This is a genomic window from Hydrogenophaga sp. RWCD_12, assembly GCF_046604225.1.
In the GTDB taxonomy this organism is placed as follows: Bacteria; Pseudomonadota; Gammaproteobacteria; order Burkholderiales; family Burkholderiaceae_C; genus Hydrogenophaga.
Genome location: NZ_JBKIXC010000005.1, coordinates 400,054 through 423,994, shown reverse-complemented (window position 1 = coordinate 423,994; position 23,941 = coordinate 400,054). Strand labels below are relative to the sequence as shown.

General features: G+C 64.6%; 22 protein-coding genes and 1 tRNA gene. 8 read left to right on the top strand and 15 right to left on the bottom strand.

Annotated features, from left to right (window positions below; all coding sequences use genetic code 11):
• Positions 1 to 21: 21 nt before the first annotated feature.
• From ACLIJ1_RS20595 to ACLIJ1_RS20575, 5 genes are all read right to left on the bottom strand, one after another.
• A complete protein-coding gene (locus tag ACLIJ1_RS20595; RefSeq protein WP_411367428.1) occupies positions 22 to 990 on the bottom strand; it encodes an alpha/beta fold hydrolase in 969 nt (322 codons plus the stop codon).
• A gap of 13 nt (positions 991 to 1,003) precedes the next feature.
• A complete protein-coding gene (locus tag ACLIJ1_RS20590; RefSeq protein ID WP_411367427.1) occupies positions 1,004 to 2,080 on the bottom strand; it encodes an alkene reductase in 1,077 nt (358 codons plus the stop codon).
• A gap of 43 nt (positions 2,081 to 2,123) precedes the next feature.
• A complete protein-coding gene (locus tag ACLIJ1_RS20585) occupies positions 2,124 to 2,828 on the bottom strand; it encodes an SDR family oxidoreductase (RefSeq protein WP_411367426.1) in 705 nt (234 codons plus the stop codon).
• Positions 2,829 to 2,914: 86 nt separating this feature from the next.
• Positions 2,915 to 3,916 carry an NADP-dependent oxidoreductase gene (locus tag ACLIJ1_RS20580; RefSeq protein ID WP_411367425.1) on the bottom strand — a complete coding sequence of 334 codons (1,002 nt, stop codon included), beginning with the start codon at positions 3,914 to 3,916 and terminating at the stop codon, positions 2,915 to 2,917.
• Positions 3,917 to 4,028: 112 nt separating this feature from the next.
• On the bottom strand, positions 4,029 to 4,634 hold the full coding sequence (locus ACLIJ1_RS20575) for a TetR/AcrR family transcriptional regulator (RefSeq protein ID WP_411367424.1): 606 nt from the start codon (positions 4,632 to 4,634) through the stop codon (positions 4,029 to 4,031).
• Positions 4,635 to 4,968: 334 nt separating this feature from the next.
• Here ACLIJ1_RS20575 and ACLIJ1_RS20570 point away from each other — a divergent pair, with 334 nt between their 5' ends.
• Positions 4,969 to 5,409 (top strand): hypothetical protein, encoded by a 441-nt coding sequence (locus ACLIJ1_RS20570; protein WP_411367423.1) that lies wholly within the window; start codon positions 4,969 to 4,971, stop codon positions 5,407 to 5,409.
• A 97-nt stretch (positions 5,410 to 5,506) separates the two neighbouring features.
• On the top strand, positions 5,507 to 5,653 hold the full coding sequence (locus ACLIJ1_RS20565; protein ID WP_411367422.1) for a hypothetical protein: 147 nt from the start codon (positions 5,507 to 5,509) through the stop codon (positions 5,651 to 5,653).
• Between the two features lie 271 nt (positions 5,654 to 5,924).
• Here the strand turns inward: ACLIJ1_RS20565 and ACLIJ1_RS20560 are convergent, their stop codons facing one another.
• The 9 genes from ACLIJ1_RS20560 to cysS form a co-directional block, all read right to left on the bottom strand.
• Positions 5,925 to 6,842, bottom strand: coding sequence for a DUF6929 family protein (locus ACLIJ1_RS20560; protein ID WP_411367421.1), 918 nt, complete (start codon positions 6,840 to 6,842; stop codon positions 5,925 to 5,927).
• Between the two features lie 917 nt (positions 6,843 to 7,759).
• Positions 7,760 to 8,038, bottom strand: coding sequence for a TIGR02450 family Trp-rich protein (locus tag ACLIJ1_RS20555; protein ID WP_411367420.1), 279 nt, complete (start codon positions 8,036 to 8,038; stop codon positions 7,760 to 7,762).
• Positions 8,039 to 8,427: 389 nt separating this feature from the next.
• Complete coding sequence (locus tag ACLIJ1_RS20550) at positions 8,428 to 9,054, bottom strand: class I SAM-dependent methyltransferase (RefSeq protein WP_411367419.1); 627 nt, start codon at positions 9,052 to 9,054, stop codon at positions 8,428 to 8,430.
• Positions 9,055 to 9,589: 535 nt separating this feature from the next.
• Positions 9,590 to 9,682, bottom strand: a tRNA-Ser gene (locus tag ACLIJ1_RS20545).
• Between the two features lie 59 nt (positions 9,683 to 9,741).
• Positions 9,742 to 11,022, bottom strand: a complete 1,281-nt coding sequence (locus ACLIJ1_RS20540; protein WP_411367418.1) for an aspartate kinase — start codon at positions 11,020 to 11,022, stop codon at positions 9,742 to 9,744.
• Between the two features lie 91 nt (positions 11,023 to 11,113).
• Complete coding sequence (gene tilS, locus ACLIJ1_RS20535) at positions 11,114 to 12,079, bottom strand: tRNA lysidine(34) synthetase TilS (RefSeq protein ID WP_411367417.1); 966 nt, start codon at positions 12,077 to 12,079, stop codon at positions 11,114 to 11,116.
• An 8-nt stretch (positions 12,080 to 12,087) separates the two neighbouring features.
• Positions 12,088 to 13,071 (bottom strand): acetyl-CoA carboxylase carboxyltransferase subunit alpha, encoded by a 984-nt coding sequence (locus tag ACLIJ1_RS20530; RefSeq protein WP_411367416.1) that lies wholly within the window; start codon positions 13,069 to 13,071, stop codon positions 12,088 to 12,090.
• Positions 13,072 to 13,130: 59 nt separating this feature from the next.
• Positions 13,131 to 13,781, bottom strand: coding sequence for a DNA-3-methyladenine glycosylase family protein (locus tag ACLIJ1_RS20525; RefSeq protein WP_411367415.1), 651 nt, complete (start codon positions 13,779 to 13,781; stop codon positions 13,131 to 13,133).
• Positions 13,781 to 15,166 carry a cysteine--tRNA ligase gene (cysS, locus tag ACLIJ1_RS20520; RefSeq protein WP_411367414.1) on the bottom strand — a complete coding sequence of 462 codons (1,386 nt, stop codon included), beginning with the start codon at positions 15,164 to 15,166 and terminating at the stop codon, positions 13,781 to 13,783. The genes ACLIJ1_RS20525 and cysS overlap by 1 nt, the downstream gene beginning before the upstream one ends.
• 186 nt (positions 15,167 to 15,352) lie before the next feature.
• On the opposite strand from cysS, the gene ACLIJ1_RS20515 reads away from it, so the two are divergent.
• From ACLIJ1_RS20515 to ACLIJ1_RS20490, 6 genes are all read left to right on the top strand, one after another.
• Positions 15,353 to 16,435, top strand: a complete 1,083-nt coding sequence (locus tag ACLIJ1_RS20515) for a tetratricopeptide repeat protein (protein ID WP_411367413.1) — start codon at positions 15,353 to 15,355, stop codon at positions 16,433 to 16,435.
• Between the two features lie 89 nt (positions 16,436 to 16,524).
• Complete coding sequence (locus ACLIJ1_RS20510) at positions 16,525 to 17,952, top strand: L,D-transpeptidase family protein (RefSeq protein WP_411367412.1); 1,428 nt, start codon at positions 16,525 to 16,527, stop codon at positions 17,950 to 17,952.
• 92 nt (positions 17,953 to 18,044) lie between these two features.
• On the top strand, positions 18,045 to 18,686 hold the full coding sequence (locus ACLIJ1_RS20505; RefSeq protein ID WP_411367551.1) for a peptidylprolyl isomerase: 642 nt from the start codon (positions 18,045 to 18,047) through the stop codon (positions 18,684 to 18,686).
• A gap of 2 nt (positions 18,687 to 18,688) precedes the next feature.
• Entirely contained in the window at positions 18,689 to 19,195 is a 507-nt protein-coding gene (locus tag ACLIJ1_RS20500) for a peptidylprolyl isomerase (RefSeq protein ID WP_411367411.1), read from the top strand.
• 35 nt (positions 19,196 to 19,230) lie between these two features.
• On the top strand, positions 19,231 to 20,022 hold the full coding sequence (locus ACLIJ1_RS20495; RefSeq protein WP_411367410.1) for a UDP-2,3-diacylglucosamine diphosphatase: 792 nt from the start codon (positions 19,231 to 19,233) through the stop codon (positions 20,020 to 20,022).
• Entirely contained in the window at positions 20,019 to 20,879 is an 861-nt protein-coding gene (locus ACLIJ1_RS20490) for a zinc-dependent peptidase (RefSeq protein WP_411367409.1), read from the top strand. Before ACLIJ1_RS20495 ends, ACLIJ1_RS20490 begins: the two co-directional genes overlap by 4 nt.
• Positions 20,880 to 20,882: 3 nt before the next feature.
• Here the strand turns inward: ACLIJ1_RS20490 and ACLIJ1_RS20485 are convergent, their stop codons facing one another.
• Positions 20,883 to 23,552: a DUF349 domain-containing protein gene (locus ACLIJ1_RS20485; RefSeq protein ID WP_411367408.1), complete on the bottom strand. Its 2,670-nt coding sequence runs from the start codon at positions 23,550 to 23,552 to the stop codon at positions 20,883 to 20,885.
• Between the last annotated feature and the right edge of the window lie 389 nt (positions 23,553 to 23,941).

Sequence of the window (23,941 nt, the reverse complement as noted above, 5' to 3'; positions counted from 1 at the left end):
GGAAGCACTTCCTGGCCTGCGTCAGCGAGCCAGAAACTCGAGCGTGCTGCGCACGAAGTCGGCATGGAACTGGAAGGCCCCGCCGTGTCCCGCATCCGGGTAGACGACCAGCTGGCTGTTGGGAAGCCGCCGGGCCAGGTCGTGCGTGTTGACCGTCGGGACCATGCGGTCGTGGTCGCCGTTGACCACCAGCACCGGCTGCGTCACCACGGACAGATCGGCGGGCGCCTTCTTGCCCCACATGCGCAGCGCCTCCAGCTGTGCGAGGAATGCGCTCACCGAGATCTCGGCATCGCGGTCCTCGGTGCGTTCTTTCAGGCGCGCCAGGAAGGCCTTGCCGGCCTCGATACCTTGGGGCGTTCGCGTGAAGAACAGGAACTGCTTGGCGTCCTGGCCGGTGAAGAAGCCCCGGGCCATGTCGTAGAAGGTCACTCCCGCCACGGTGCTGATGCCTTCGCCACCCGCAGGGCCGGTGCCCGCGAGCACCATCTTGCGCACGAGTTGCGGCTGCTTCAGCACGACCTCCTGGGCGACCATGCCGCCCAGCGAGAAGCCGAGCAGGTCCACCTTCTGCAAGCCCTTGGCCCGGATGAAGGTGATGGCATCATCCGCCATCGCTTCCATCGAACTCGAGGGCGAGCCGCTGGAGGCCCCGATGCCGCGGTTGTCGAAGGCGATGACGTGGTGCTTCGCCGCGAGGCCGTCGATGATGCGCGGGTCCCAGTTGTCCAGCACCGCCGCCAGGTGGGTCAGCAGCACCACCGGCGTGCCGCCGTGGTGCTTACCCAGCTCGCGGTACGCGATGTTCACGCCACCGGCCGAGATGGTCTGTGTGGGCACGTTCTTCCAGGTCACCTCGGACGGTTGTCCGGCCGTCAGCCGGGTTGAGGTCGCCAAGGTGGCGACGGGCTCCGCCGCCTGCAGCGTCGCGGTCTGGAGCGTGGTTGACAGGGCGATGCCCAGCATGGCCGACTTGAGCAGGTGCTTCATCGTGGGCCAGCCTTCAGCCACCGAGCGCCGGATAGTCGGTGTAGCCCCGGGGGCCGGGCGTGTAGAAGGTCGCCATGTCCAGCGGGTTCAACGCCGCTTTCGCCTGCATGCGCTCGACCAGGTCGGGGTTGGCAATGAACGGGCGGGCAAAGGCGATGAGATTCGCGTGACCCGCCTTGAGCGCACTCTCCGCACTGGACTGGTCAAAGCCCCCGGCGAGGATGAACACACCGTGGAACGCCACGCGAAGGCGGAACTTGAACTCCGCAGGCACAGGCGGCGCGCCCAGAGCCGAGTGGTCCAGCAGGTGCACATATTGAATGCCCAACTGCGCAAGTTCTTCCGTGAGGGACAGGTACTGCGCCTCGACCTCGGGGTAGGCCCCCATGCCGTTGAACACGCCATAGGGCGACAACCGGATGCCCACCTTGTCTGCACCGATGGCGGCGACCGTGGCCTGGACCACCTCCAGCGCGAAGCGATTGCGGCCTTCGATGCTGCCCCCGTAGCCATCGGTGCGGTGGTTCACGTTCGCGTTCAGAAACTGCTCGATCAGGTAGCCGTTCGCCGCGTGCAACTCGACCCCATCAAACCCCGCTTCGATGGCCAGCTGCGCCGACCTTGCGTACTCCCCGACGGCGTGGGCAACGTCTTCTTCGGTCATTGCGCGGGGCGCGCTGTGCGGCTGCATGCCCAGGGTGTCTGTGTGCATCTCGCCCGGGCAGACCTCGGCAGTGGGAGCGAGCACTTCGGCCCCGGCGGGCAGGTTGGCCACATGGCTCACGCGCCCGGTGTGCATCAACTGCACGAAGATCTTGCCGCCTTTGGCGTGTACGGCCTCTGTCACCTGCTTCCAGCCCTGCACATGGGCTTCGGTGAACAGGCCCGGAATGCGGGCGTAGCCCAGGCCGTTGGGGGATGGCGAGGTGCCCTCGGTGACGATCAGGCCGGCCGAGGCCCGCTGGCCGTAGTACTCGGCCATCAGGGCGTTGGGCGTGTTGGCCTCCACGGCCCGGCTGCGTGTCATGGGTGCCATGACGATGCGGTTGCGAAGTTGCAGGGAAGGCGCGGAAAGGGGCGTAAAGAGCATGATGGTCTTTCTGTGGGGGTGAGTTGAGGCTGAGGGTCTGGGCTCATTGGCCCTGCGGCAGGTAGACCGGACGCGGGGCCGCCAGGCCTTGCCGGACCTGCTGGGTGAGCGCGTCGGCCAGCACCTCGTCGGCGCCCGCTTCCAGCCCGTCGAGCGCCCGCTGGACGATCTCCTCGGCGCTGCTTTTGGGCACCTCGAAACCGCGCGTGAGGTCGGTGTCGACATAGGCCATGTGCAGGCCCAGCACCTGGGTTTTCTGGGCGGCCAGTTCGTGGCGCAATGCGTTGGTCAGCGACCACGCCGCCGATTTGCTGGCCGAGTAGGCGGCCAGCTCGCCACCGTTGACCCACGACGCCACCGACAGCACATTGAGCAGTGCGCCGCCGCCATTGGCCTTGAGCACAGGCGCAAAGGCCTTGCTCACGTTCAGCACGCCAAAGAAGTTGGTCTCGAAGATGCGGCGCGCCACCGCGTCGCTGCCGTCTGCCAGGAAGCCGCCGGGTTGGGCGATGCCCGCGTTGTTGATGACCAGGGTCACATCGGGAGCCTGCTGAACTGCAGCTGCGATTTCTTCGGGTTTGGTGACGTCCAGCTGCAATGCCTGGACACCAGGCAAGGTGACGGTGGAGGGATCCCGCGCGGCGGCGTAGACCTTGCGGGCGCCCCGCGCCAGCAGTTCGCGCGCAAAGGCCAGGCCGATGCCGCGGTTTGCGCCGGTGATGAGGACGACGGTGTTTTGAATGTTCATGGATAGCTCCTGAAAAGGTTGGGTTACAAAATTCACATGACGATCGTCATATGTAGGGACGTGAAAAAGCGAAAGGATGGAAAGGTTCAGCGAAGCTTGATGACCACCTTGCCCTTGGCCCGACCGCTTTCGACGTAGGCCATGGCCTCGTTGGTGGCGTCGAAGGGGAAGACCTTGTCGATCACCGGGCGGATGGTGCCTGACTCGATCAAATGCGTGATCTTCTGCAGCTGGCTACCGCTGGACTTCATGAACAGGAATGAATAACCGACCTGCAGGCGCCGGGCCTGCCTGCGCACGCCAAAGCTCAGGGCGCGCATGACCTGAGTCACCACCCACGGGGCCTTGATGTCCTGCGCAAACTGCGGATCGGGTGGCCCCGAGATGGAGATCAGGTTGCCACCGGGCGTGAGCACGCCCAGCGACTTCGCCAGGGTCTTGCCGTCTTGGCTGTTGAGCACCACGTCGTAGCCGCCCAGCTTTTCTTCAAAGGCGTCCTTTTTGTAGTCGACGATCACATCGGCGCCCAGGCTCTTGACCAGGGCGGCGTTGCCAGCGCTGGTCGTGGTGGCCACCGTGGCGCCCAAGTGCTTGGCCAACTGGATCGCAAATGTGCCGACACCGCCGGATCCCGCCTGGATAAAGACCTTCTGCCCTTTCTTGAGCCGGGCTTTTTCCACCAGCGCCTGCCATGCCGTCAGCCCCACCAGGGGGATGGACGCGGCTTCTTCCATGCTCATGTTCTTGGGCTTGATGGCCACCGAAGCTTCCTTGACGGCCACCAGCTCGGCAAAGGTGCCGATGCGCAAGTCGTCGGGCCTGGAGTAAACCTCGTCGCCCGCCTTGAACTGTCGCACCCGTGGCCCGACGCGGACCACCACGCCAGCCACGTCGTGCCCCAGGACGAAGGGTGTGCGGTACGGCAGGATGAGCTTGAACTCCCCGTTGCGGACCTTGGCATCGATCAGGTTCACCGCTGCGGCGTGTACCTGGATCAGGACATCGTCGTCACGCAGCTCCGGTTCCGGCACATCGGCGGCCCGCAACTGTTCTTTCTTCCCGTAGCGGTCGAGGATGAAGGCTTTCATGCTTTTTCCTTTTGACAGACAGTGCAAGGGACGAATCCGTTGGATCCGGTTGAAATGGCATTTGGCATGATGATCATCATACTTGTTGGCAAAAAAAAGCGGGGCCCATGGATCAGCCCCCGGAAGGGGCCAGGCATTTCAATGCGGCGCTGCACAGTGCGTCCGACAACGCAGGGTCATCGACGGCACGGGCCAGCATCAAGGTGCCCACCATGGTCGCCACCGTCACCAGCGCGCGCTCATGGGCACCGGGCTGCCCCCAGTCCGGCGACTGACGGGCCACCAGATCAATCATCTCCTTGATGCGGCGCGTGGCGGCGCGACGCACCTCGGGCGACTGGCGGGGCATTTCAGAACCCAGGGCCGACACCGGACAGCCTGTCTCGATGGCCGCCAGGTGCTCCTTGGAGAGGTAGGTGTGCATCAGCGCCTGCAATGCCTGCTCGGGAGGTGCAGCGGCAATGACACTGGCTGCGAAGGCGTTGGACTCGGCTCCCGCAAGGTCCGCCGCTTCGGCCAGCATGGCTTCACGGGAATCGAAGTGGGCATAGAACGCACCGTGCGTCAGGCCCGCCTCCTTCATGATGTCGGCGACCCCCGTGCCGTCATATCCGCTGCGCCGGATGGCGCGCGCGGCCGCCTGCACGATGCGCTCGTGCGAGGCCTCTTTGGCGGCGCTGCGGATGTTGGTTGGCGACTTTCGCATGATGATCATCATACACAAGAAGAATCTGCAGTGCAATGGGACTTCCATACGGCAAAAAGTTGACTGCAGTCTCCGCCGCGCCACCTGAGAACAGCCAACGCGTTGGCTGGGACCGCTGCTCTTGAATGTCCGCTGCAGCACAACTACCGTGAGGTCACTGTCCAGTCTCTACAGGCAGCTATCGCTGCAGATCTGCCGATCGCCAATGCTTCTCGCCTCCAAGCGACCACCCCGACCAGGGCCCCTGACGAGGATTCGCCCGGCCTCCGGGCAAAATCCTGATGATCGAGGCGAGCTTGGCGTCGGGCCTGCCGGGAATCCCACCTTGAAGAACGGAGCAACATCGATGGCACTGACGAAGAAGGGCGAGTTCTGGTACGGGACGACGTCGGGCGACACCCAAGCCGAGCTGCGCAGCTACAGCGTTGCGAATCGCCATGAGGCCGTCCGGTTTGCCGCGTCCAAATGCGACTGCGGGTGCCGGAGCTTCGCGCTGCAGACCGATGAAGAAGCCGGCGTGGCAATCCGCACCTGCTCCGACTGCGGGCAGGAACACCTGATGGGCGACAGTGCGGAATACATTGAAGAAGCCGTGCCCGAGGCGCACGAGTGCGTGTGTGAAAACGAGGTGTTTGAGCTGATGTCCGGCGTCTCCGTGTACGAGGGCACACACGACGTGCGTTGGTATTACATCGCTTGCCGCTGCGTGGAATGCAATCTGGTCGGGGTCTTCGCAGACTGGAAGTGTGAAGCGGGTGATGCAGCGGCCTTCCTCGCTAAGATATGAACGGCCGAACCCAGCAGAGATCGGGTTCGCAGGCTCTGGGTCACGCGAGGCGCGGTCCGGCACCACATTGGTGGCTCGCATGCTGCCCGAGACGTCCATGGCCAGGATGAGGGTCTGCTGCTGGTTCGGCGACTCGATCACCGCCATTGGCCGCGCGGCCGACACCACCAGCGCCTCGAAGCCGGCGAGCAGCAAGAGGGGCGGCACATGCCTTCGCCAGCCGATGGACTTTCCGACCGCCTGATTGACGAGGGCCAGGCTCGCGAAGCGCAAAGTGACCTCCTTGCGCCGCTGCAGCAGCCAGGCGTACAGGCTGACCAGCAGGGGGGCAACAGCCCTGCCGGCCACAGAAAGGTCACAGCGACACCCCGTCATTCGATTCAACGGCCCCTGAACGCACCCGGCGCCGGGTTCTGGGTGAAGACCGGCTCGGCCGAAGCTCTCCCGGCCGACCTTCGGGCTACGTTCTCAGCTCGATTCTCGGCATCCGTTGTCCGGCGCGACGACCCCTGCAACTATGCCCGCGGCAGCGTCACGGACAGCAGCTGCGCCGGCACCCCTCGGTCATCGCCGTCGGTCACCAGCAGCAATTCGAAGCCTTTGCCATCATCCGCTACGGCAATCCCTTCGGCCTTGCAGGCCAGATCGATCGGCTCCAGCAGGACCAGTCTGCCCTCGGCGCTGACGATGCCGACGGCCGAGCCCGCACAGTGTCCGTCGGCGTAGCTGTCGGAGGTGTCTTCGGCGGCAGCGCAGAACACCCATCCGCCGGTCGTCAGGCCGGCAGCGTCGGTGAAGCTCAACGGGACCCCCTCAACTTCGCCCAGCTCGAAAACGCTGACGGACCGACATGACGGCGTTGGGCCGATGCCTCGAATCCATTGCTCGATATCGGGCCAGGCGAACCGGACGCAGGCATTGACTCTTGACGCTCGGTTGCCGCGTTGCAGCAGGCACAGTTCGCCGCCGGCGACGAACAGTCCTTCGATGTTGAGGTCAGGGAACCGATTCCGGAGCGGATCGTAGAGGGGGCCAAGGTCGACGTGCCTGGCGGAACCGTCGATGGCACCGTTTCCATCCAGCCGCAACAACGCGGCGCGCTGCCGGTTCGGCTTCGAACCCGACCCAACGGCAAGCAAGGCACCGAAGGGATGGCTCTCAAACGCGGGCAGCACCGCCATCGCCTCCAGATCGGGCTTCCCGGCTTTGCGATCCTTGTGACGCTGGGGCAGTTGGCCTGCGAAGAGCCGGAACAAGCGGCCTGGACCGCTGTCGCCGAGGTCGAAGACGCCAAGGCTGTGTTCGTCATCGGCAATGACATAGAGACGCCGTCCGATCAGCGCCAGGCCGCTGGCCGCGCTCAGGTACTCAATCGCGTCCTCACCGGGCGGTGCCGACACGTCGAGCGTGCGAAGGATTCGAGCGTTGACCACACCGGTTCCATTTGCGACTTTGGGCGTTCGATTATCGATCCGCTCTGGATTGCGCCGTTTCTGAAGCGATGACTACGTTGTCTTGTCGGATCGATCGAAACCTCACTCGACATGCGACAGACTGCAGTTCTTCGACTGGGCCCTGAAGCGGCGGCCAACAAGCTGCCGTCAACCTCGACTATGTGCCGTTGCCGGATTCCGCCGTCGAACTGCTTGGGTAGGGCTGGGCGGAGCAAGTTCGATCGCCTGTAAGTGGTGCAGTCTGGCCCGACGCCCCCAACCTGGGGCACTGATCCTCAATCCGCTCAAGCCAAGAAATCCACGCCAAGCGAACTCCTGCGGCACACGTAAAGAGATCAATGCTTGCAGGTTCAGGCGCGTGCCGCGTGGTCGGCGCGCGCTTGGCCGCGCAGGTAGGTTACCGCACAGACTTTCGGCGCTGCGTGGACGACAGTCCACCAGTGGCTCAGTCTGGCACCCCGCGACGCCTGAGGCACTGCCGCACCCGGTACGTACCGGCCCGCCCATTCGAGACCGAAAGTCCGTGATGAAGCAAGAAGTCCACACTACCACCGGGCCGCAGACGCCGCCCGCTCCCCAGGGCCCGCCACAAGGCCCGACGCATGGGCAGACAGATGCCACTGCCAGTCGAGAACAGGTGCGTGAATCGATTGCGCGGGTGCCTGCTCCTCGCGAGTCCAAACGGCCGGCAGAGCGCAGCGAAAAGGGCCACAAGGGCAACTGACGGCGCCCCGACGACCCCAGGTGACTGCCAACTTGCACCGACGCCTCGGCGACATGCGCAATGATCGATCGGCTTGATAGATCGCTCGATACCGGTCGCTCGTGACTGTCAGGTGATGGCCGTGATCGCCAGTCTAAGTAACCAGATTGCAGACGTCCAGGAAGGCATCGAGTCATACCCAGCCTTGGCGCCATAAGCTCGCGTCGGTCAGCTCGCGCCAGTGCAGCAGATACACCTGCTTGGAATGCACGGCCTCCAGTTCGATCTGCTCGACACGCATCGAAGGTGGCTCGGGCTCGATGACCCTCGTGACAACGAAGTGTTTCTCGCGATTGCGCGGCTTCACCGCCGTCCACTTAGTCAGCAAAAGCTTCTTCGGGCTCAGCGGGTTCTTTCGCGCGCGGGGGCTGGGTGACGTCGCCTCACCTACGGGCTCAGGATTAGCTTTCATAGATAGTGATGATGCGGCAGGCGTCAAACCTTCAGCCGCTGTTCGCCAGACAGCCGACGTTCACCCAGCGCATCTTCGCTTCGGCCAACGACTGCTTGATGCCGGTCACCGTGAATATCGCAGCTGAACATGGCGGGCAGCGATCGCTGCCAAGCTGACCTAGACTGTGGCCAGTCAGCTTCTTGCTGAGTCTGCTAGCTCTCTGTCAAGCTCAATAGCGGTCTATAGTAGATCATCGGATTGAAGGACCCTGCTTCATGGACAGCAACTATCGAGTGTTGATCCAATCCGAGTATCTGACCGAAGAGGCAATCATGCGCAGTGCAGTCATAGACTGCATTTGCAACAGCGGCGAGACCAGCGCATGCAATGTAACTTGGAGCCAAGGCTCAGCGCTTGCGCCACACGCTCGCCAGCCACGGTTGTTGCTCGATCGGTAGGCCTGGCGGACGGTAGAAGTGCTCCAGTTCGTCGAAGCCGGCGGCGATCATCAAAGCGAGCCAGTTTGGCCAGTCGTGAAATGCGCCGTAGCGCTCTCCGTTCCAGCCTTCCTGGCCATCGCCGCGCGGGTTGGAGCTGAACAGCACGCCGCCCGGCCGAAGACATGCGCGCAATTGTTTAAGCACCTGCGGAAGCACCTGAGAGGGTACATGGAACAGCACGGCATTTGCAAAAATGCCGTCGTAGCGCTGCTCGGGCAGATCGAGCTGCAGGAAACTCTGCTCCAGCACCTCGCAGCCGCTGTGGACGCGCGCGAGCGCCGCCGCGCTGGGTGCCCCTTCCAAGCCCACGGCACGGTGTCCCAGCGTTTTGAATGTGTACAGGTCGCGCCCTGGACCACAGCCGAAATCCAGCAGATCAAAAGGCGGTGGTCCGGGTATGTGTTTCAGCAGGGCCGCAATGTTCTGGCTGACATCGTGATCGCGTGTGCCCTCCCAGTAGCTCTGGGCGTGCTGTTCGTAGTGCGCCAGGGTGCGCGCGACGATTTGTTGGAGGTCTTCGGAACTCAATGGCATTCCGCATCATTTCATACCGCACTCTTTCGATCCAGAAGACCGGGCGCGGCGGTCTTTTGCAGGTTGTCGCATCGACGTGCTGCGTCCTGACACGTGGCACTCAAGATGGTCTCCCATCCATTTCGGAGTCTCACAGGATTCGCTCTGGAACCGCGAGATCGCTGTCTCCCCGTCACGTAGGAGGGGGGCCACAAAGCCGCGCTGACAGGTCGCTTCGGAGCTTGCCGGAATCACGCTCCCGCTGCGGGCCGGACCACCCTACCCTACCTCGACAACTTCTGGCCTCCCTTACCTGAGATGGTCTGTGGAGATCACTGGGCAGCACGCTGATCGCCAGCACGCACAGATTGAATTGGCCAGTTGCTTTGACAAAACCCTCACTGCCAAAAACCGCCGTTTGAGAATGCCTTGCGACAGTTGCCGGCTATGTCTCTGGGAGAGAAGCCACAGAGAAACGGTCACCGCCCGCAAACCCGCGAAAACACTGGACCCAGAAAGACAAAAGGCCCCCACTTGCGTGGGAGCCTTGTCTTACTGGCGGAGTGAGAGGGATTCGAACCCTCGATGAGGCTCTACACCCCATACTCCCTTAGCAGGGGAGCACCTTCGGCCACTCGGTCATCACTCCAGAGCCATCTATTATGCCTCAAGTCGCCCGGGATTCCGGGCCGACGGGCACCCGCCGCATCACTTGGTGATGGTGTCGGCGGTCTGGTCCAGATCGAACTCGCGGTGCAGTGCGCGCACGGCCAGTTCCATGTACTTCTCGTCGATCACGACCGAGGTCTTGATTTCGGAGGTGGAGATCATCTGGATGTTGATGCCTTCATCGCTCAGGCACTTGAACATGCGGCTGGCCACACCAACGTGGCTGCGCATGCCGATGCCGACGATCGACACCTTGCAGATGCGGTTGTCGCCCACCACGTCGGCCGCGCCCAGCGCCGGCACGACCTTGCCCTTGAGCAGGTCCAGCGTCTTCTGGAAGTCGTTGCGGTGCACCGTGAACGAAAAGTCGGTCTTGCCATCCTTGGACAGGTTCTGGATGATCACATCCACTTCCACGTTGGCCTCGGCCACCGCGCCCAGGATCTGGTACGCAATGCCCGGCTTGTCGGGCACGCCCAGCACGGACACCTTGGCTTCGTCGCGGTTGAAGGCAATGCCGGAAACAACGGCTCGTTCCATATCTTCGTCTTCCTCAAAAGTGATCAGGGTGCCAGAGCTGGCTTCTTCATTCAGGTCGATGTCCCAGGGCGTGAAGCTGGAGAGCACGCGCAGCGGCACCTTGTACTTGCCGGCAAACTCCACCGAGCGGATCTGCAGCACCTTGGAGCCCATGCTGGCCATTTCCAGCATCTCTTCAAAGCTGACGCGCTCCAGGCGGCGGGCTTCGGGCACCACACGCGGGTCGGTCGTGTACACGCCGTCCACGTCGGTGTAGATCAGGCACTCGGCGGCCTTCATCGCGGCGGCCACAGCCACGGCCGAGGTGTCGCTGCCACCACGGCCCAGCGTGGTGATGTTGCCGTCGGGGTCCACGCCCTGGAAGCCCGTGACGATCACGACCTTGCCGGCGGACAGATCAGCGCGCACGCGGGCATCATCGATCGACTCGATGCGGGCCTTGGTGTAGGCGTCGTTGGTCTTGATGGGCACCTGCCAGCCAGCGTAGCTGACGGCGTCGATGCCTTCGGCCTGCAACGCAATCGCCAGCAGCGCCGACGAAGCCTGCTCGCCGGTGGAGGCCAGCATGTCCAGCTCGCGGCCGTAGGCCTGGCCCTGTGTCGCCGGCTGCAGCTCCTTGGCCAAGGCCAGCAGGCGGTTGGTTTCGCCGCTCATGGCGCTGGGCACCACCACCATCTGGTGGCCGGCCTTGTGCCACTTGGCCACGCGCCGGGCCACATTGCGGATGCGCTCGGTCGACCCCATGGAGGTGCCGCCGTACTTGTGAACAATCAATGCCATCGCAGAAGAATGGTTGGGGTCGAAAAGAAGGCAGGCGTCCGCTGGACCCTTGCCACATGCCGCGACCACCGGGCCGGGCAAAACCTACTGATTATATCGGCCGGTCGTAGCGCAGCCGGTCAGCATCCCTCACGACCAAGCCCGCCGCCACCCGGATCCTCAGCCCATGCCCACGGGTGCGACAAGCATCGATCTGATCGAGCAACTCATCCAGTTGGACTTCGCTCGGAGCAGTGCCGGCGCAGCGCCTGAGCCACAAGCGCAGTACGTTCGCCTGTCGCGCCCGGCTGAGCGCCTGCACCGCCGCAATCACCGGCGGGTTGCCTGTCAACGCCAGATCCGATTCGGCCAGTTCGTCGAGCAAGGACTGGGCCTGTGCGGCATGGCGCGCACTGCGGGCCAGCGCTTCGCGGTAGCCGGGAAAGCAGGCCTGCCAGGCGGGTGTCAGCACCGCGCGGATGCGGTTGCGGGTGTAGCGAGCGTCTGCGTTCGTGGGATCGTCGACGAACGGATGTCCGTCGTGGAGCAGCCAGTCGCGCAAGGTCTGCGAAGCCATCTCCCGCAACGGGCGACCGAACAGCACACCGTCGCGCTCGAACCGTTCGGCCATGCCAGCCAGGCCAGGCAGACCAGCGCCCCGGCTGAGTGCCAGCAGCACAGTTTCCGCCTGGTCATCGGCATGCTGCCCCAACAGCACGGCATCGGCGCCCTGCTCTCTGGCCGTCGCCGCAAGGGCATGGTAGCGGGCGCGCCGCGCCGCGTCTTCCGGACTCTGGCCCGGCGCATGGCGGGCATCCACCCGGCATACCCTGATCGGCACACCCAGACGAGCACACAGGTCGAGTGCAAGGTTCTCGAATGCGTCGGCCGCAGCGTGCAGACCGTGATGGATGTGGATCGCCATCACCCTGCCCGGCCAGCGCTCATGCGCGGCGAGCAAAAGAGCGGTGGAATCAGCCCCCGCGCTATAGGCAACGGCGACCTGCTGAGGATTCTGAAGGTGCCGCCCGCACCACCCGGCCAGCGCCGGCCCGCACGGATTGGGCGACGCGGCCACAGCGCGGATCAGCGCTTGGCGCTGTCGGCCTTGGTGTCGGTGAAGCGGCCGTAGCTGTCCAGACGCGCGTGGCGGCGCTCCAGCAACTCCTTGACCTTGAGATCGGCGACCTGGCGCCACGCGTCGTTGAGCGCGCGCTTGAGGAATGCCGCCATCTGCCCGTGGTCGCGGTGCGCGCCGCCGACCGGCTCGTTGACGATCTTGTCGACCAGCCCCAGAGCCTTGAGGCGGTGGGCCGTGATGCCCAGGGCTTCCGCGGCATCGCTGGCGCGGTCGCTGGTCTTCCACAGGATCGAAGCACAACCTTCAGGACTGATCACCGAGTACACCGAGTACTGCAGCATCAGCACCTGGTCGGCCACCGAGATGGCCAGAGCACCGCCCGAACCACCTTCACCAATGATGGTGGAAATGATCGGCACTTCCAGCTGCGCCATCTCGAAGATGTTGCGGCCAATGGCCTCGGACTGGCCGCGCTCTTCAGCGTCGATGCCAGGATAGGCGCCGGGCGTATCCACAAAGGTGAACACCGGCAACTTGAATTTCTCGGCCAGCTTCATCAGGCGCAGCGCCTTGCGGTAGCCCTCGGGCTTGGTCATGCCGAAGTTGCGCAGGCCACGCTCCTTGGTGTCGCGTCCCTTCTGGTGACCGAGCACCATGCAGGGCTGGCCGTTGAAGCGCGCAAGACCACCCACGATGGACAGGTCGTCCGAGAAGTGGCGGTCGCCATGCAGTTCCTGGAAGTGCGTGAAGATTTCGTTCACGTAGTCCAGCGTGTAGGGCCGGTCCTGGTGCCGGGCGATCTTGGTGATCTGCCAGGGCGTCAGGTTGCTGTAGATGTCTTTGGTCAGCTGCAGGCTCTTGCCCGACAACTGCTCGATCTCGGCGGAAATGTCGACCGCGGATTCGGTCTGCACATAGCGGAGTTCTTCGATCTTGCTTTCGAGCTCGGCAATCGGTTGCTCGAAGTCGAGGAAGTTTCTTTTGGCCAAGGTGTGACTCCTTTGGTCTTTGTGTGAACGACGTCCGGAAACGGAGAAGCCCCGGGGGCTCAGTAACTGACCGGCAGCGGGTCCAGCGAGCGCCAAATATACCAAGTGGCGACGCTGCAATACGGTGCCCACGAAGCGGCCACCTCACGGATCTCGCTGCGGCTGACGGGTTCGCCGGAAAAATAGGCCCGGCTGATGCCGTTCTGCAGGCCGATATCGTCCAGGGGAAGCACGTTCGGGCGCATCAGATGGAAGATCAGGAACATCTCTGCGGTCCAGCGACCGATGCCGCGGATCGCCACCAGCTCGGCAATGATGGCCTCATCGTCCATCTCTGCCCACTGGTCGGTGTGCACCTGGTTGTTGGCGAAGTGCAGCGCCAGATCCACCAGGTACTCGACCTTGCGGGCAGACAGCCCTGCCCCGCGCATGTCGTCGACCTTGAGCTTGAGCACATAGGCCGGCGTCATCTTGCGCGGCAGCTTTTCAAACTTCTCCCAGACCGACTGCGCAGCCTTGACCGAAATCTGCTGGCCCACGATGCTGCGCGCCAGCGTCACGAATGCATCCCCGCGCGACTGCAGGCTCACACCCGGGTGTTGCGGGATGAGTTTTTTCATCACGCGGTCGCGCTTCATCAGGTGGCGGCAGGCTTCCTGCCAATACAGCGGCGCTTCCGGCCCAGGCTCGGGCAACATGGAAGTAACCATCAGCTGCGCTCCCAGGTCGTACCCGCAGGGCTGTCCTTGAGCACGATGCCCAGGGCCAGCAGAGCCTGACGGATGCGATCCGCTTCGGCAAAGTTCTTGGCCGCCTTGGCGGCCGCGCGGTCGGCGATCTGCTGTGCGATGGCCGCTTCGTCAAGCCCTTCGCCAGCACCGCCAGCCTGCAGATAAGCCTGGGGATCCTGCTGCAACAGACCCAGCACATCGCCGAGAGCGGTGAGCAGACCCGCCGCGGCGGCGTCTCGCGTGCGATTGACTTCACCAGCCAGGTCGAACAGCACCGCCACCGCCTCGGGCGTGCCAAAGTCCTCGTCCATGGCAGCCTTGAAGCGCGCCGCAAACGGCGAAGACCAGTCGATGGCCACGGGCACTTCCGCCTTCACGGTCGCCAGCGCGGTATACAGGCGTTTGAGTGCTGCACGCGCGTCGTCCAGGTGCGCATCGCTGTAGTTGAGCGCGCTGCGGTAGTGGGCGCGCAGCACGAAGAAACGAACCGTTTCGGCGTCATATTTCTCCAGCACTTCGCGAATGGTGAAGAAGTTGCCCAGGCTCTTGGACATCTTTTCGTTGTCCACGCGCACAAAACCGTTGTGCATCCAGAAACGCGCCAGCGGTTGGCCGGTAGCACCTTCGCTCTGCGCAATCTCATTCTCGTGATGGGGGAACTGCAGGTCGGCCCCGCCGCCATGGATGTCGAAGCTCTCGCCCAGCATTTCGCAACTCATGGCCGAGCACTCGATGTGCCAGCCCGGGCGGCCACTGCCATAGTCGCTGTCCCACTGGGCTTCGGCGGGCTCGTCGGCCTTCGCCGACTTCCACAGCACAAAGTCCAGGGGATCCAGCTTGCCGTCGTCCACCGCCACGCGCTCCCCCGCGCGCAGGTCATCCAGCGACTTGCCCGAGAGCTTGCCGTAGCCGGGAAATCTGCGCACCGCATAGTTCACATCCCCATTGGAGCTGCGGTAAGCCAGACCCTTGACTTCCAGGCGGCGAACGATGTCCAGCATTTGCGGCACGTACTCGGTCGCGCGCGGCTCGTGGGTCGGACGCTCGATGCCCAGCGCGTCGGCGTCCTGATGCAGCGCATCGATCATCCGATCGGTCAGCTGTTTGATGGTCTCGCCGTTCTTCACCGCGCGGGCAATGATTTTGTCTTCGATGTCCGTCACGTTGCGGACGTACGTCACGCGATAGCCGCTCGCCTTGAGCCAGCGCTGCACCACATCGAAAGCCAGCATGGAGCGGGCGTGACCAAGGTGGCAGAGGTCGTAAACCGTCATGCCGCAGACGTACATGCGCACGTGTCCGGGATCGATGGGCGCAAACGGCTCGACGCCGCGGGAGAGGGAGTTGAAGATTCGCAAGGACATGGAGGGGGAAACCGGGCCGATCCGGCTGCTCGGACGCACCTGAACACAGGCATCGACGCGATACCCTCAGATACAATGCGGCAGTATAGCCAGCCCGGTCGGGATTGCCGTTCCGACTGAGCGCTATAGTCTTACATGTTGGCCCGTTTAGGCCTTCGGTTTGCCGCTTTCGCCATCTGAGGTCCCATGAACCACCCCAAGACTTTCTCTTCTTCCCAGTCCATCACCGTTACCGGCAAGAGCCGCCGTTCGCTGGCCGCTCCGCTGCGCATGGTGGCGCTCTCGATTGCCGTGTCCGCCGCGATGGGCGTGTCCATGGCATGGGCCCAGAGCGATGACTACGCCGAGGTCAACCGCCTCCTGCGTGCCGGTCAACTGGCTGATGCACTGGGCAAGGCCGACCAGTACCTGGCCGGCAAGCCGCGCGACCCGCAGATGCGTTTCCTCAAGGGTGTCATCCAGACCGAAAGCGGCAAGCCGACCGACGCCATCACGACGTTCTCCAAGCTGACCGAAGATTTCCCCGAACTGCCCGAGCCCTACAACAACCTGGCCGTGCTCTACGCTGGCCAGAGCCAGTTCGACAAGGCCCGCGCGGCGCTCGAAATGGCCATCCGCACCAACCCCAGCTACGCCACCGCCCATGAGAACCTGGGCGACGTGTACGCCAAGCTGGCCAGCCAGGCCTACAGCAAGGCTCTACAGCTCGATGCCGGCAATGCTGGCGTCGCGCCCAAGCTGAGCCTGATCCGCAACCTGTTTGCCGCCGACGCCAAGGGTGTGAAGCCAACCTCTGCGGCACCTGCTGCCGCAGCCCCCGTGGCCGCGACCAAGCCCCCGGTAGCCGCCCCTGCTCCTGCCGCCACGACTGCGGCGGCTGCACCCGCACCCGCTGCAGCCATGCCGGCGGCACCCGCTGCGGCCAGCAGCGGCCAGGCCGATGTCGAAGCGGCTGTACATGCCTGGGCCAAGGCCTGGTCGTCGAAGAACATGTCCGGCTACCTCGGTGCCTATGCATCCAACTTCACGCCACCCGGTGGCCAGACGCGCAAAGACTGGGAAGCCGACCGCAAGGCCCGCATCGTGCCGCGCAACAAGATTGATGTCGGCGTCAGCGACATGGCCGTGACGCTCAACGGCGACCGCGCTTCGGTGCGTTTCCGTCAGGCTTATGCTTCCGACTCCATCAGCGTGAGCAGCCGCAAGACGCTTGATCTGGTCAAGAGTGGCAACCGCTGGCTGATCGTTCGCGAATCCACGGGATCCTGATGTCGGGTCGGCGGTATTTCCAACGGGGTCACGCCAGCGTTTCTTCCGCCTCCCTGAATTCGGGTTTCAGCAGCGGGGCTCCGCGGTGGATGCTGGTCAGCGCGATTGCCCTGGCTGCAACTGCCGGTGCTGCCTACGCCGTCAAGTCGGTGTTTTTCCGCAGCAGCGGATCGTTCTCGGCACCGGCATCAGCGCCCCTTGCACCCGCCGCCCCGCCAAATGCCACGTCTCCCGTTTCGGCGGGACAGTCCCTGATCGATTCGGCGCTGTCCACGGTACAGGCCGCCACCCACCCGCTGACGACGATTTCGCCACGCAGCAACGGTCTGCAGCCACAGGCCCTGACCGACGAAGCCGTTGCCCAGGTAACGCCCAAGCTTGGCCAGGCAGAAGCGAGGCTGCTGTCGATCTATCGGCTCATCAGCCAGGGACAGCACCGCGAAGCGCTGGGCAAGGCCGATGAGCTGGTCCGCGACTATCCGAACTTCCACTTGGCCCATCTGGTGCACGGTGACCTGCTGAGCCTGCAGGTCCGCCCGGTTCGCCAGCTCGGCGATGTGCCCGACACCAAGGCCACAGCCGCCGCCCAGCAACTGGCGATCCTGCGCGAAGAGTCGCGCCGCCGCATGCTGGCGCTGACCGAGCGGCCGCCCGAAGGGGCAGTGCCTTCGCAATTCATCGCGCTGGCTTCGCAGAGCCGGCATGCGATCGCGGTCGATGCCTCAAAATCCCGCCTCTACCTGTTCGAGAACCAGACGCCTGCGGCTTCCGGCTCCCGACTCGCGCCAGCACCGAAGCTCAAGCTTCTGGGCGACTTCTACATCTCGGTGGGTCTGCTGGGCATCGAGAAGGCAGCCGAAGGCGACAAGCGCACCCCGCTGGGGGTGTACTACATCACCAGCAACCTGAACCCGTCCACACTGCCCGACCTGTATGGTGTCGGTGCCTTGCCAATCAGCTATCCGAACCCTCTGGACATCCAGCGCGGCAAGACCGGCGGCGGCATCTGGCTGCACGGCACGCCCAAGGAACAGTTCGTGCGGGCACCGCAAGCGTCGGACGGTTGTGTGGTGCTGTCCAATCCCGATCTTGAAAAGCTGCTGGCCACGGTACAGATCCGGACCACGCCTGTCGTGATCGCGCCGGAGCTGCAATGGGTGCAACCCGACGCGCTCGACGAAGACAGGCGCTCATTCGAAGCATCGCTGGAGGCCTGGCGCAAGGCCAAGAGCGACGGACAGATCGACCGCCTCAAGGACTTCTATGCCGTCCGATCCGACAACGGCAAGGACGCTGGCCAGGCCTGGAGCCGCGTGGAAACCGAGATGCGATCGCAACACACACCCAAGGACCTGTCGATCAAGGACGTGTCCATGCTGCGTTGGAAAGACAGCCAGGACACCATGGTGGTGACCTTTGGCGAACTGGCGCAGAACCAGGCCCGCGGCGTGACGCGCCGCCAGTACTGGGCACGCGACCGCGACCAGTGGAAGATATTTTTCGAAGGAACGCCATGATGCGTGAGGTGAACGGTTTTCCTGGTCTGTTGCGGCGCCCGCTGCTGAAGGCCATGCTGGTGTCGACCCTGTCGTCGGTGGTGGTGACAGCCATGGCGCAGACTGCAGCCAAGGCACCCGCGCCCGCCGCAGCCACAGCACCCAAGGTGCGCCTCACAACGTCCATGGGCGACATCGTCCTGGAGCTCTACCCGGACAAAGCCCCGCGCACGGTCGAGAACTTCCTGCAGTACGTGCGGGACAAGCACTACGACGGCACGATCTTTCACCGCGTGATCGACAACTTCATGGTGCAAGGTGGCGGCTTTGACGCCAAGTACCAGGAAAAGCCGACCCGTCCGCCGGTGGTACACGAGGGCCAGGTCGCGATCCAAAAAGGTGGTCCGAAGAACGTGATCGGCACCATTGCGATGGCTCGCACCAACGATCCGCAGTCGGCTTCGGCACAGTTCTTCATCAACGTCAAGGACAACGCCTTCCTCGACCCCACGCCGATCCCACCGGGCGACCCGGTGGCACGCTTCGAGTACCAGGGCCGAGTCTACGAGAACATTGCCCGTGCGAAGCTTCTGGCGGCCGGGCAGCTCTACGGCTACACGGTGTTCGGCAAGGTGATTGCCGGCATGGACGTCGTCAACAAGATCAAGGCCGTGCCCACCGGCGCCGGTGGCCCCTTCCCCACGGACGTCCCCAAGGCGCCCGTCACCATCCTCAAAGCCACTCTGGAGAAATGAACATGGCCAACCCACAGGTCGAACTGCACATTGCCGGTCACGGCGTCGTCACCCTGGAACTCGACGCCGACAAAGCGCCGCTGACGACCGCGAACTTCCTGTCGTATGTGAACAAGGGTCACTACAACAACACGATCTTTCACCGCGTGATCCCCGGCTTCATGGTCCAGGGCGGCGGCTTCGAGCCGGGCATGACCCAGAAGCCCACCGACGCGCCGATCCAGAACGAGGCCAACAACGGCCTGCGCAACGAGGTCTACACGGTCGCCATGGCGCGCACCAACGATCCTCACTCGGCCAGCGCGCAGTTCTTCATCAACGTCGCCAACAACAGCTTCCTCAACCACACGGCGCCCAGCGCCCAAGGCTGGGGCTACGCCGTGTTCGGCAAGGTGGTCTCGGGCTCCGACGTGGTCAAGAAGATCGAAGCCGTGCCGACCGGCCGCAAAGGTTTCCACGACGACGTGCCCAAGCAGGACGTCGTGATCGAAAAGGCCATCGCCCTTTGATCCGCGGGGCCCAGGCCCCTGCGCCAACCTTGACGATGGCGACCGACGACCGCTTTGCCGCATGGCGCGCTCCCGCGCACTGGCAAGCGGTCGATTTCATTTCGGATCTCCATCTCCAGGCGGCGCAAGCCAGCACGGTGCAGGCCTGGCTGAACTACCTGCGAGCGCCTGCCATCGGCCGTCCCGACGCGCTGGTGATCCTGGGTGACCTGTTCGAGGTCTGGATCGGCGACGACGCACTGAACAATCCGAACGGGTTTGCCAGTCACTGCGCCCGGGCGCTGCGCACATTCAGCCAGACCACCCCCACCTACTTCCTCTGCGGCAACCGCGACTTCCTGCTGGGTGACGCCGCACTGGTTGCCTGCGGCATGCTGGGCCTTTCCGATCCCACGTCACTCGACTTCCAGGGCCAGCGCTGGCTGCTCAGCCATGGCGATGCCCTTTGCCTTGACGACACCGACTACCAGGGCTTCCGCGCGCAGGTGCGCTCTGCCGATTGGCAACAGGCGTTCCTGTCGCGGCCATTGGCCGAGCGCGAGGCGGTGGCCAGAGACCTGCGCGAACGCAGCGAAGCACGCAAGCAAAGTATGGCCCACGACCCTGAACTCTGGGCCGATGTCGACGCTGCGGCCGCCCGCGAATGGCTGCAGCGTGCGGGCGCACCCACTCTGATCCATGGACACACGCACCGTCCCGCGGAACACGATCTCGGCAATGGACTGCGGCGCGTGGTGCTCAGCGACTGGGACGCCGACGCCCGCCCACCGCGACTGGAGGTGCTTCGTCTGACCGCTGGCGGTCTGCAGCGCCTGCCTCTCGCATGAGCGCCCTGCTTCCGGCCGCCCTGCAGCGTTGGCTGCCGCGCACCTGGCGCCGCCTGCCGGAGCCCCCCAATGCACTGTGGCAGGACATCGTGCAGCGCCACCCCTTCCTGCGCGCACTGACAGAGACCGAGCGCCAGCGACTGAAGCTGTTGAGCACGCACTTCCTGCAGGAGAAAGAGTTTCACGGCGCGCATGGCCTGGCGGTCACCGACGCCATGGCACTGAGCGTGGCGGCCCAAGCCTGCCTGCCGCTGCTGCACATGCTGCCGCCTTCGGGGAAGCGCTCAGCCCATCCGCTCTCTGCCCTGGACTGGTACGGCGATTTCGTCGGCATCGTGATCCAGCCGGGTGCGGCCGTGGCACGGCGCAACCACACCGACGCCACCGGAGTGGTCCACCAGTACGAGGAAGTCCTGGCCGGGGAAGCCATGGACCGGGGGCCCATCATGCTCAGCTGGGAAGACGTGCATGCCGCACCGCACACCATCGAGCGCGGCAGCAACCTCGTCATCCACGAATTCGCGCACAAGATTGACATGCACGGGATGGGGGCTGGCAACGCGCCGGACGGCGCCCCGCCACTGCCCGGCCCACTGTGGGGCACACGCAGCGATGCACAGGCCCGCGAACACTGGCGCGCCGTGATGGCCGATGCCTATGCCCAGTTTCGCGAGACCCTGTCGATGGCCGAACGTTTTGGCGGCGACATGCCCTGGCTCGACGCCTACGCGGCCACGCACCCGGCCGAGTTTTTCGCCGTGAGCTGCGAGGCCTACTTCGTCAACCGGGACCGCTTGGCCCAGGAGTTCCCGGCGTTGCTTGCGCTGTACGACGGGTTCTTCCGGTCCAGGCCCTGAACCTCAGCGGCGCAGCAGCACCTTCAGCACGTTCTGCACCCGGCGTGCCGCTCCGGCGTCATGCGCCCCCGAGAGCACCTTGCCCAGATCCTGGCTCCAGGTATCGGCCGGCGGCGCATCGTGGCGGCGGGTCAGCAGTTGCAGCTGCAACTGGCGGCGCGCATCCAGCTGCTCCGCAGGCGTTGGCACTTCGGCGGCCATTTCCAGCCGCAGCAAGGCTTCTGCGGGTGCCGAAGAGGCCGCCGCACCCAACGCACTGGTCCAGGCGGAGCGGGCCGCCGCAGTCACCCGGCCACCCAGCGCCTGCGCCGTCGGGACCAAGGACGGATCGCGTTTCTCCCAGGCACTGACGAGTTGCGTCAACACTTCGCCGTGCGCCTGCGCCGCCAGCTTGCGCATGGTGGCCTCGGCATGTTCCAGCGCCTGGCGCTGTGCACGGAACGCGGCATCGCCCAGACGGGGCGTCGCATGGGCGGGCGCCGAACGGGGAGGACGGTTGTCCGCCCAGGCGCCACGCGGCGCTCGGGCGTCCCGACCATCGCGCGAATCGCGGCCGCCCGGGCCGCGGCGGTCGTCGCGACCCGCCGGCTCGGTCTTCTTCATGCCTGGCCTGTCGTCGCCACGCATGGCCACCAGCTTTCGGGCGGGAGCGGCAGGTGCAGGAGCCGGCGCTGGCACATCCGGCGCAACGGCAGCTTCATCACCGTCGGGCGCTGGGGTCGCAGCAGGCGCTTCGGAGACTGCATCGACGTCACCCACTGGCGCAGATTTCACTGCCTCGGCCTTGGATTCAGTGCTGACCGCAGCGGCTGCCGCCTCATATTCACCGCGCAGGGCCCGCTCCAGTGCCTGCTGGGCGCTGCGGATCTGCTGTACGTCGCCGGCAGCACAGGCGGCGTCCAGGGCGCGCGCCGCGTCCAGCACGCGCTGGTCGTGTTCGTTGAGCGAGGCAGCCGCTTTTTCGCGTTCGCTGCTCTTGCGCTGAAAAGCTTCGTCAATTGGCTTGCGGAACGCCTCCCAGAGCTTCTGCTCCAGCTTGCGCTCCAGCGGCACAGTGTGGGCTTCGGCTTGCCAGCGCTGCTGCAGCTCCTTCACCGCATCGATGCGCAGCGCCGGGCTCGCCCCCAGCGCCGTGGCTTCCTCAATCATCTGACGGCGTCGGGCGATGCTTTGCGACTGCGCGGCCTCGAGACCAGCGTGGGCCACATGCATGGCTTCTTTCCACTGCGGCTGCAACTCGGCGAAGGCCTTTTCGCTCAGATGGCCAGCCTCGCGCCAGCGTTCCGAAAACGCATGCAGATCGCGGATCTGGATCTTCCAGTCGGACTGGCCGGTGTGCGCGGCCGTCCATGCTTTCAGCTCTTCGATCAGCCCCAGGCGCTGCGCCTTGTGGGCTTCCGCCTGCTGGCGAACCTGCGTCAGCCAGACTTCCACCTGCTTGTGGGCCAGGGTGCACGCCTCGTCGAAGCGCTTCCACAGCGCGTGATTGGCCTGGCCGCCCTGGTCGGTGGTTTTCCACTGCTCGCGCAAGGTGCGCAGCGTTTCCTGCAGCTTGCGGCCGCCCATGCGCTGACCTTCTGGCGGCGCCAGCAGCGCTTCGGCCTTCTTCACCAGTTCTTCGCGCAACTGGTCGGCACGCCAGCGCTGCCAGTCTTCCAGTTCCCCCGCCTGGGCCAGTACGGCGTGCGCCTTGGCTTCGAGATCCGGGCCCAGCAGACGTCCCTGGGACTTGAGCACCGCACGCACATCGGCCGCTGCCTTGGGGGTGGCTTTGCCATGGCCCTCGCCAACTTCCTTTTCCAGCACGGCCAACGCACGCTCCAGTTCGGCAACGGCCTTTTCGCGGCGCTCCTTGTGGGCCTGGGCGTCCTGGGACGCCACGGCCTCGACCGTTTCACCGCGGGACTGGCGCAACTCGTCGGCCCAGACTGGCACCGCCGGCAAGGCAGCCTGCGGATCGGCATCGGCAGCCACTGCGGTTGCCAGAGCCGCTTCGAATGCATCCCAGACCAGTTGCAGCTGCTGACGGGAGGCGTCCAGCATCGGCGGAAACTTGGGTTCGACACTCGCCCACTGTGGTTCCGCCGTCAGCTCACCCGCCTGCTTCTGCCAGTCGGTGACGTCTTCCCGCAAAGCCTCGGCACTGGATTGCGCTTCACGCCAGGACTTGGTGGACAGCACTTCGATGCGTTGGGCCATCAGCACAGCCGATTCGCGTTTGACCTGAACCCGGTCCTGCAGATCTTCAATCGCCTTGACACGCTCGGACAGCGCCACCTTCAGGCCTGCCAGCGGTTCGCGCGACAGCGGAGCTCCGGCGCGAGCTGCGTCGCGTTGCCACGCCAGGGCATCGGCCAGGTTCATCCGCGACTGTCCAATCAATGTCTCGGCCTTCTGCGCCCACTCGACGCCAATGTGTTCCTGGGCTTTCTGCCGGCGCAGCTCGTCGAGCTTCTCTTTCAGCGGCTTGGCGGCGCCCCGGTCGCGCTGCGACAGCTCCTTGAACACCTCATTCATGACCTCCCAGGAGGGCTCGGTCAGCAACCAGGCCCGTACGCGGGCCGCCCGGTCGCCCGATGTCGGCGCAGAAAACGCACCACCGGTGACGGCATCGAGAGGATGGGGGGTCTGGCTTGCACCCGCAGCCTTGGCCCCGGCACTGGCGGCAGCCATCGGATCGGTCGCGGGAGAAGACGGGGGAGTTTTGCGCAATGAGAACAGCGACATAGGGCGGGCAATGATTGGTCGGAAACCGCGCCTGCCCGAGGTGTCCGGGCAAGGAGGCTCAAACCTCTATTGTCGCCGCGGAACCGCCCATCGACAGAGAACGCCGCTTCAGAAACGAGAAACCCCGGTCAGCCGAAGCTGCCGGGGTTGACGGCGGGGCAAAAACGCACTTGCCGTCTGGTCGGAAACAGGGAGGGATGTGTCCCTGCGTCCTGGAAGCAAGAGATTGCTTCCGTGGGGTGCCAGACTGTGGCTGAACCACTTGTCTGGCGGGGGTACCGACATCAGGTCGGACCGCAAAGATTACTCCCGCGCCCTCCGGCTGGCAAGCACTG

What these genes read in the sequence shown, in the direction of transcription:
- ACLIJ1_RS20595 (WP_411367428.1), bottom strand. Translation starts at nt 990, where the DNA reads ATGAAGCACCTGCTCAAGTCGGCCATGCTGGGCATCGCCCTGTCAACC.
- ACLIJ1_RS20590 (WP_411367427.1), bottom strand. Translation starts at nt 2,080, where the DNA reads ATGCTCTTTACGCCCCTTTCCGCGCCTTCCCTGCAACTTCGCAACCGC.
- ACLIJ1_RS20585 (WP_411367426.1), bottom strand. Translation starts at nt 2,828, where the DNA reads ATGAACATTCAAAACACCGTCGTCCTCATCACCGGCGCAAACCGCGGC.
- ACLIJ1_RS20580 (WP_411367425.1), bottom strand. Translation starts at nt 3,916, where the DNA reads ATGAAAGCCTTCATCCTCGACCGCTACGGGAAGAAAGAACAGTTGCGG.
- ACLIJ1_RS20575 (WP_411367424.1), bottom strand. Translation starts at nt 4,634, where the DNA reads ATGATGATCATCATGCGAAAGTCGCCAACCAACATCCGCAGCGCCGCC.
- ACLIJ1_RS20570 (WP_411367423.1), top strand. Translation starts at nt 4,969, where the DNA reads ATGGCACTGACGAAGAAGGGCGAGTTCTGGTACGGGACGACGTCGGGC.
- ACLIJ1_RS20565 (WP_411367422.1), top strand. Translation starts at nt 5,507, where the DNA reads ATGGCCAGGATGAGGGTCTGCTGCTGGTTCGGCGACTCGATCACCGCC.
- ACLIJ1_RS20555 (WP_411367420.1), bottom strand. Translation starts at nt 8,038, where the DNA reads ATGAAAGCTAATCCTGAGCCCGTAGGTGAGGCGACGTCACCCAGCCCC.
- ACLIJ1_RS20550 (WP_411367419.1), bottom strand. Translation starts at nt 9,054, where the DNA reads ATGCCATTGAGTTCCGAAGACCTCCAACAAATCGTCGCGCGCACCCTG.
- ACLIJ1_RS20540 (WP_411367418.1), bottom strand. Translation starts at nt 11,022, where the DNA reads ATGGCATTGATTGTTCACAAGTACGGCGGCACCTCCATGGGGTCGACC.
- ACLIJ1_RS20525 (WP_411367415.1), bottom strand. Translation starts at nt 13,781, where the DNA reads ATGGTTACTTCCATGTTGCCCGAGCCTGGGCCGGAAGCGCCGCTGTAT.
- cysS (WP_411367414.1), bottom strand. Translation starts at nt 15,166, where the DNA reads ATGTCCTTGCGAATCTTCAACTCCCTCTCCCGCGGCGTCGAGCCGTTT.
- ACLIJ1_RS20515 (WP_411367413.1), top strand. Translation starts at nt 15,353, where the DNA reads ATGAACCACCCCAAGACTTTCTCTTCTTCCCAGTCCATCACCGTTACC.
- ACLIJ1_RS20510 (WP_411367412.1), top strand. Translation starts at nt 16,525, where the DNA reads ATGCTGGTCAGCGCGATTGCCCTGGCTGCAACTGCCGGTGCTGCCTAC.
- ACLIJ1_RS20505 (WP_411367551.1), top strand. Translation starts at nt 18,045, where the DNA reads ATGGCGCAGACTGCAGCCAAGGCACCCGCGCCCGCCGCAGCCACAGCA.
- ACLIJ1_RS20500 (WP_411367411.1), top strand. Translation starts at nt 18,689, where the DNA reads ATGGCCAACCCACAGGTCGAACTGCACATTGCCGGTCACGGCGTCGTC.
- ACLIJ1_RS20495 (WP_411367410.1), top strand. Translation starts at nt 19,231, where the DNA reads ATGGCGACCGACGACCGCTTTGCCGCATGGCGCGCTCCCGCGCACTGG.
- ACLIJ1_RS20490 (WP_411367409.1), top strand. Translation starts at nt 20,019, where the DNA reads ATGAGCGCCCTGCTTCCGGCCGCCCTGCAGCGTTGGCTGCCGCGCACC.
- ACLIJ1_RS20485 (WP_411367408.1), bottom strand. Translation starts at nt 23,552, where the DNA reads ATGGCTGCCGCCAGTGCCGGGGCCAAGGCTGCGGGTGCAAGCCAGACC.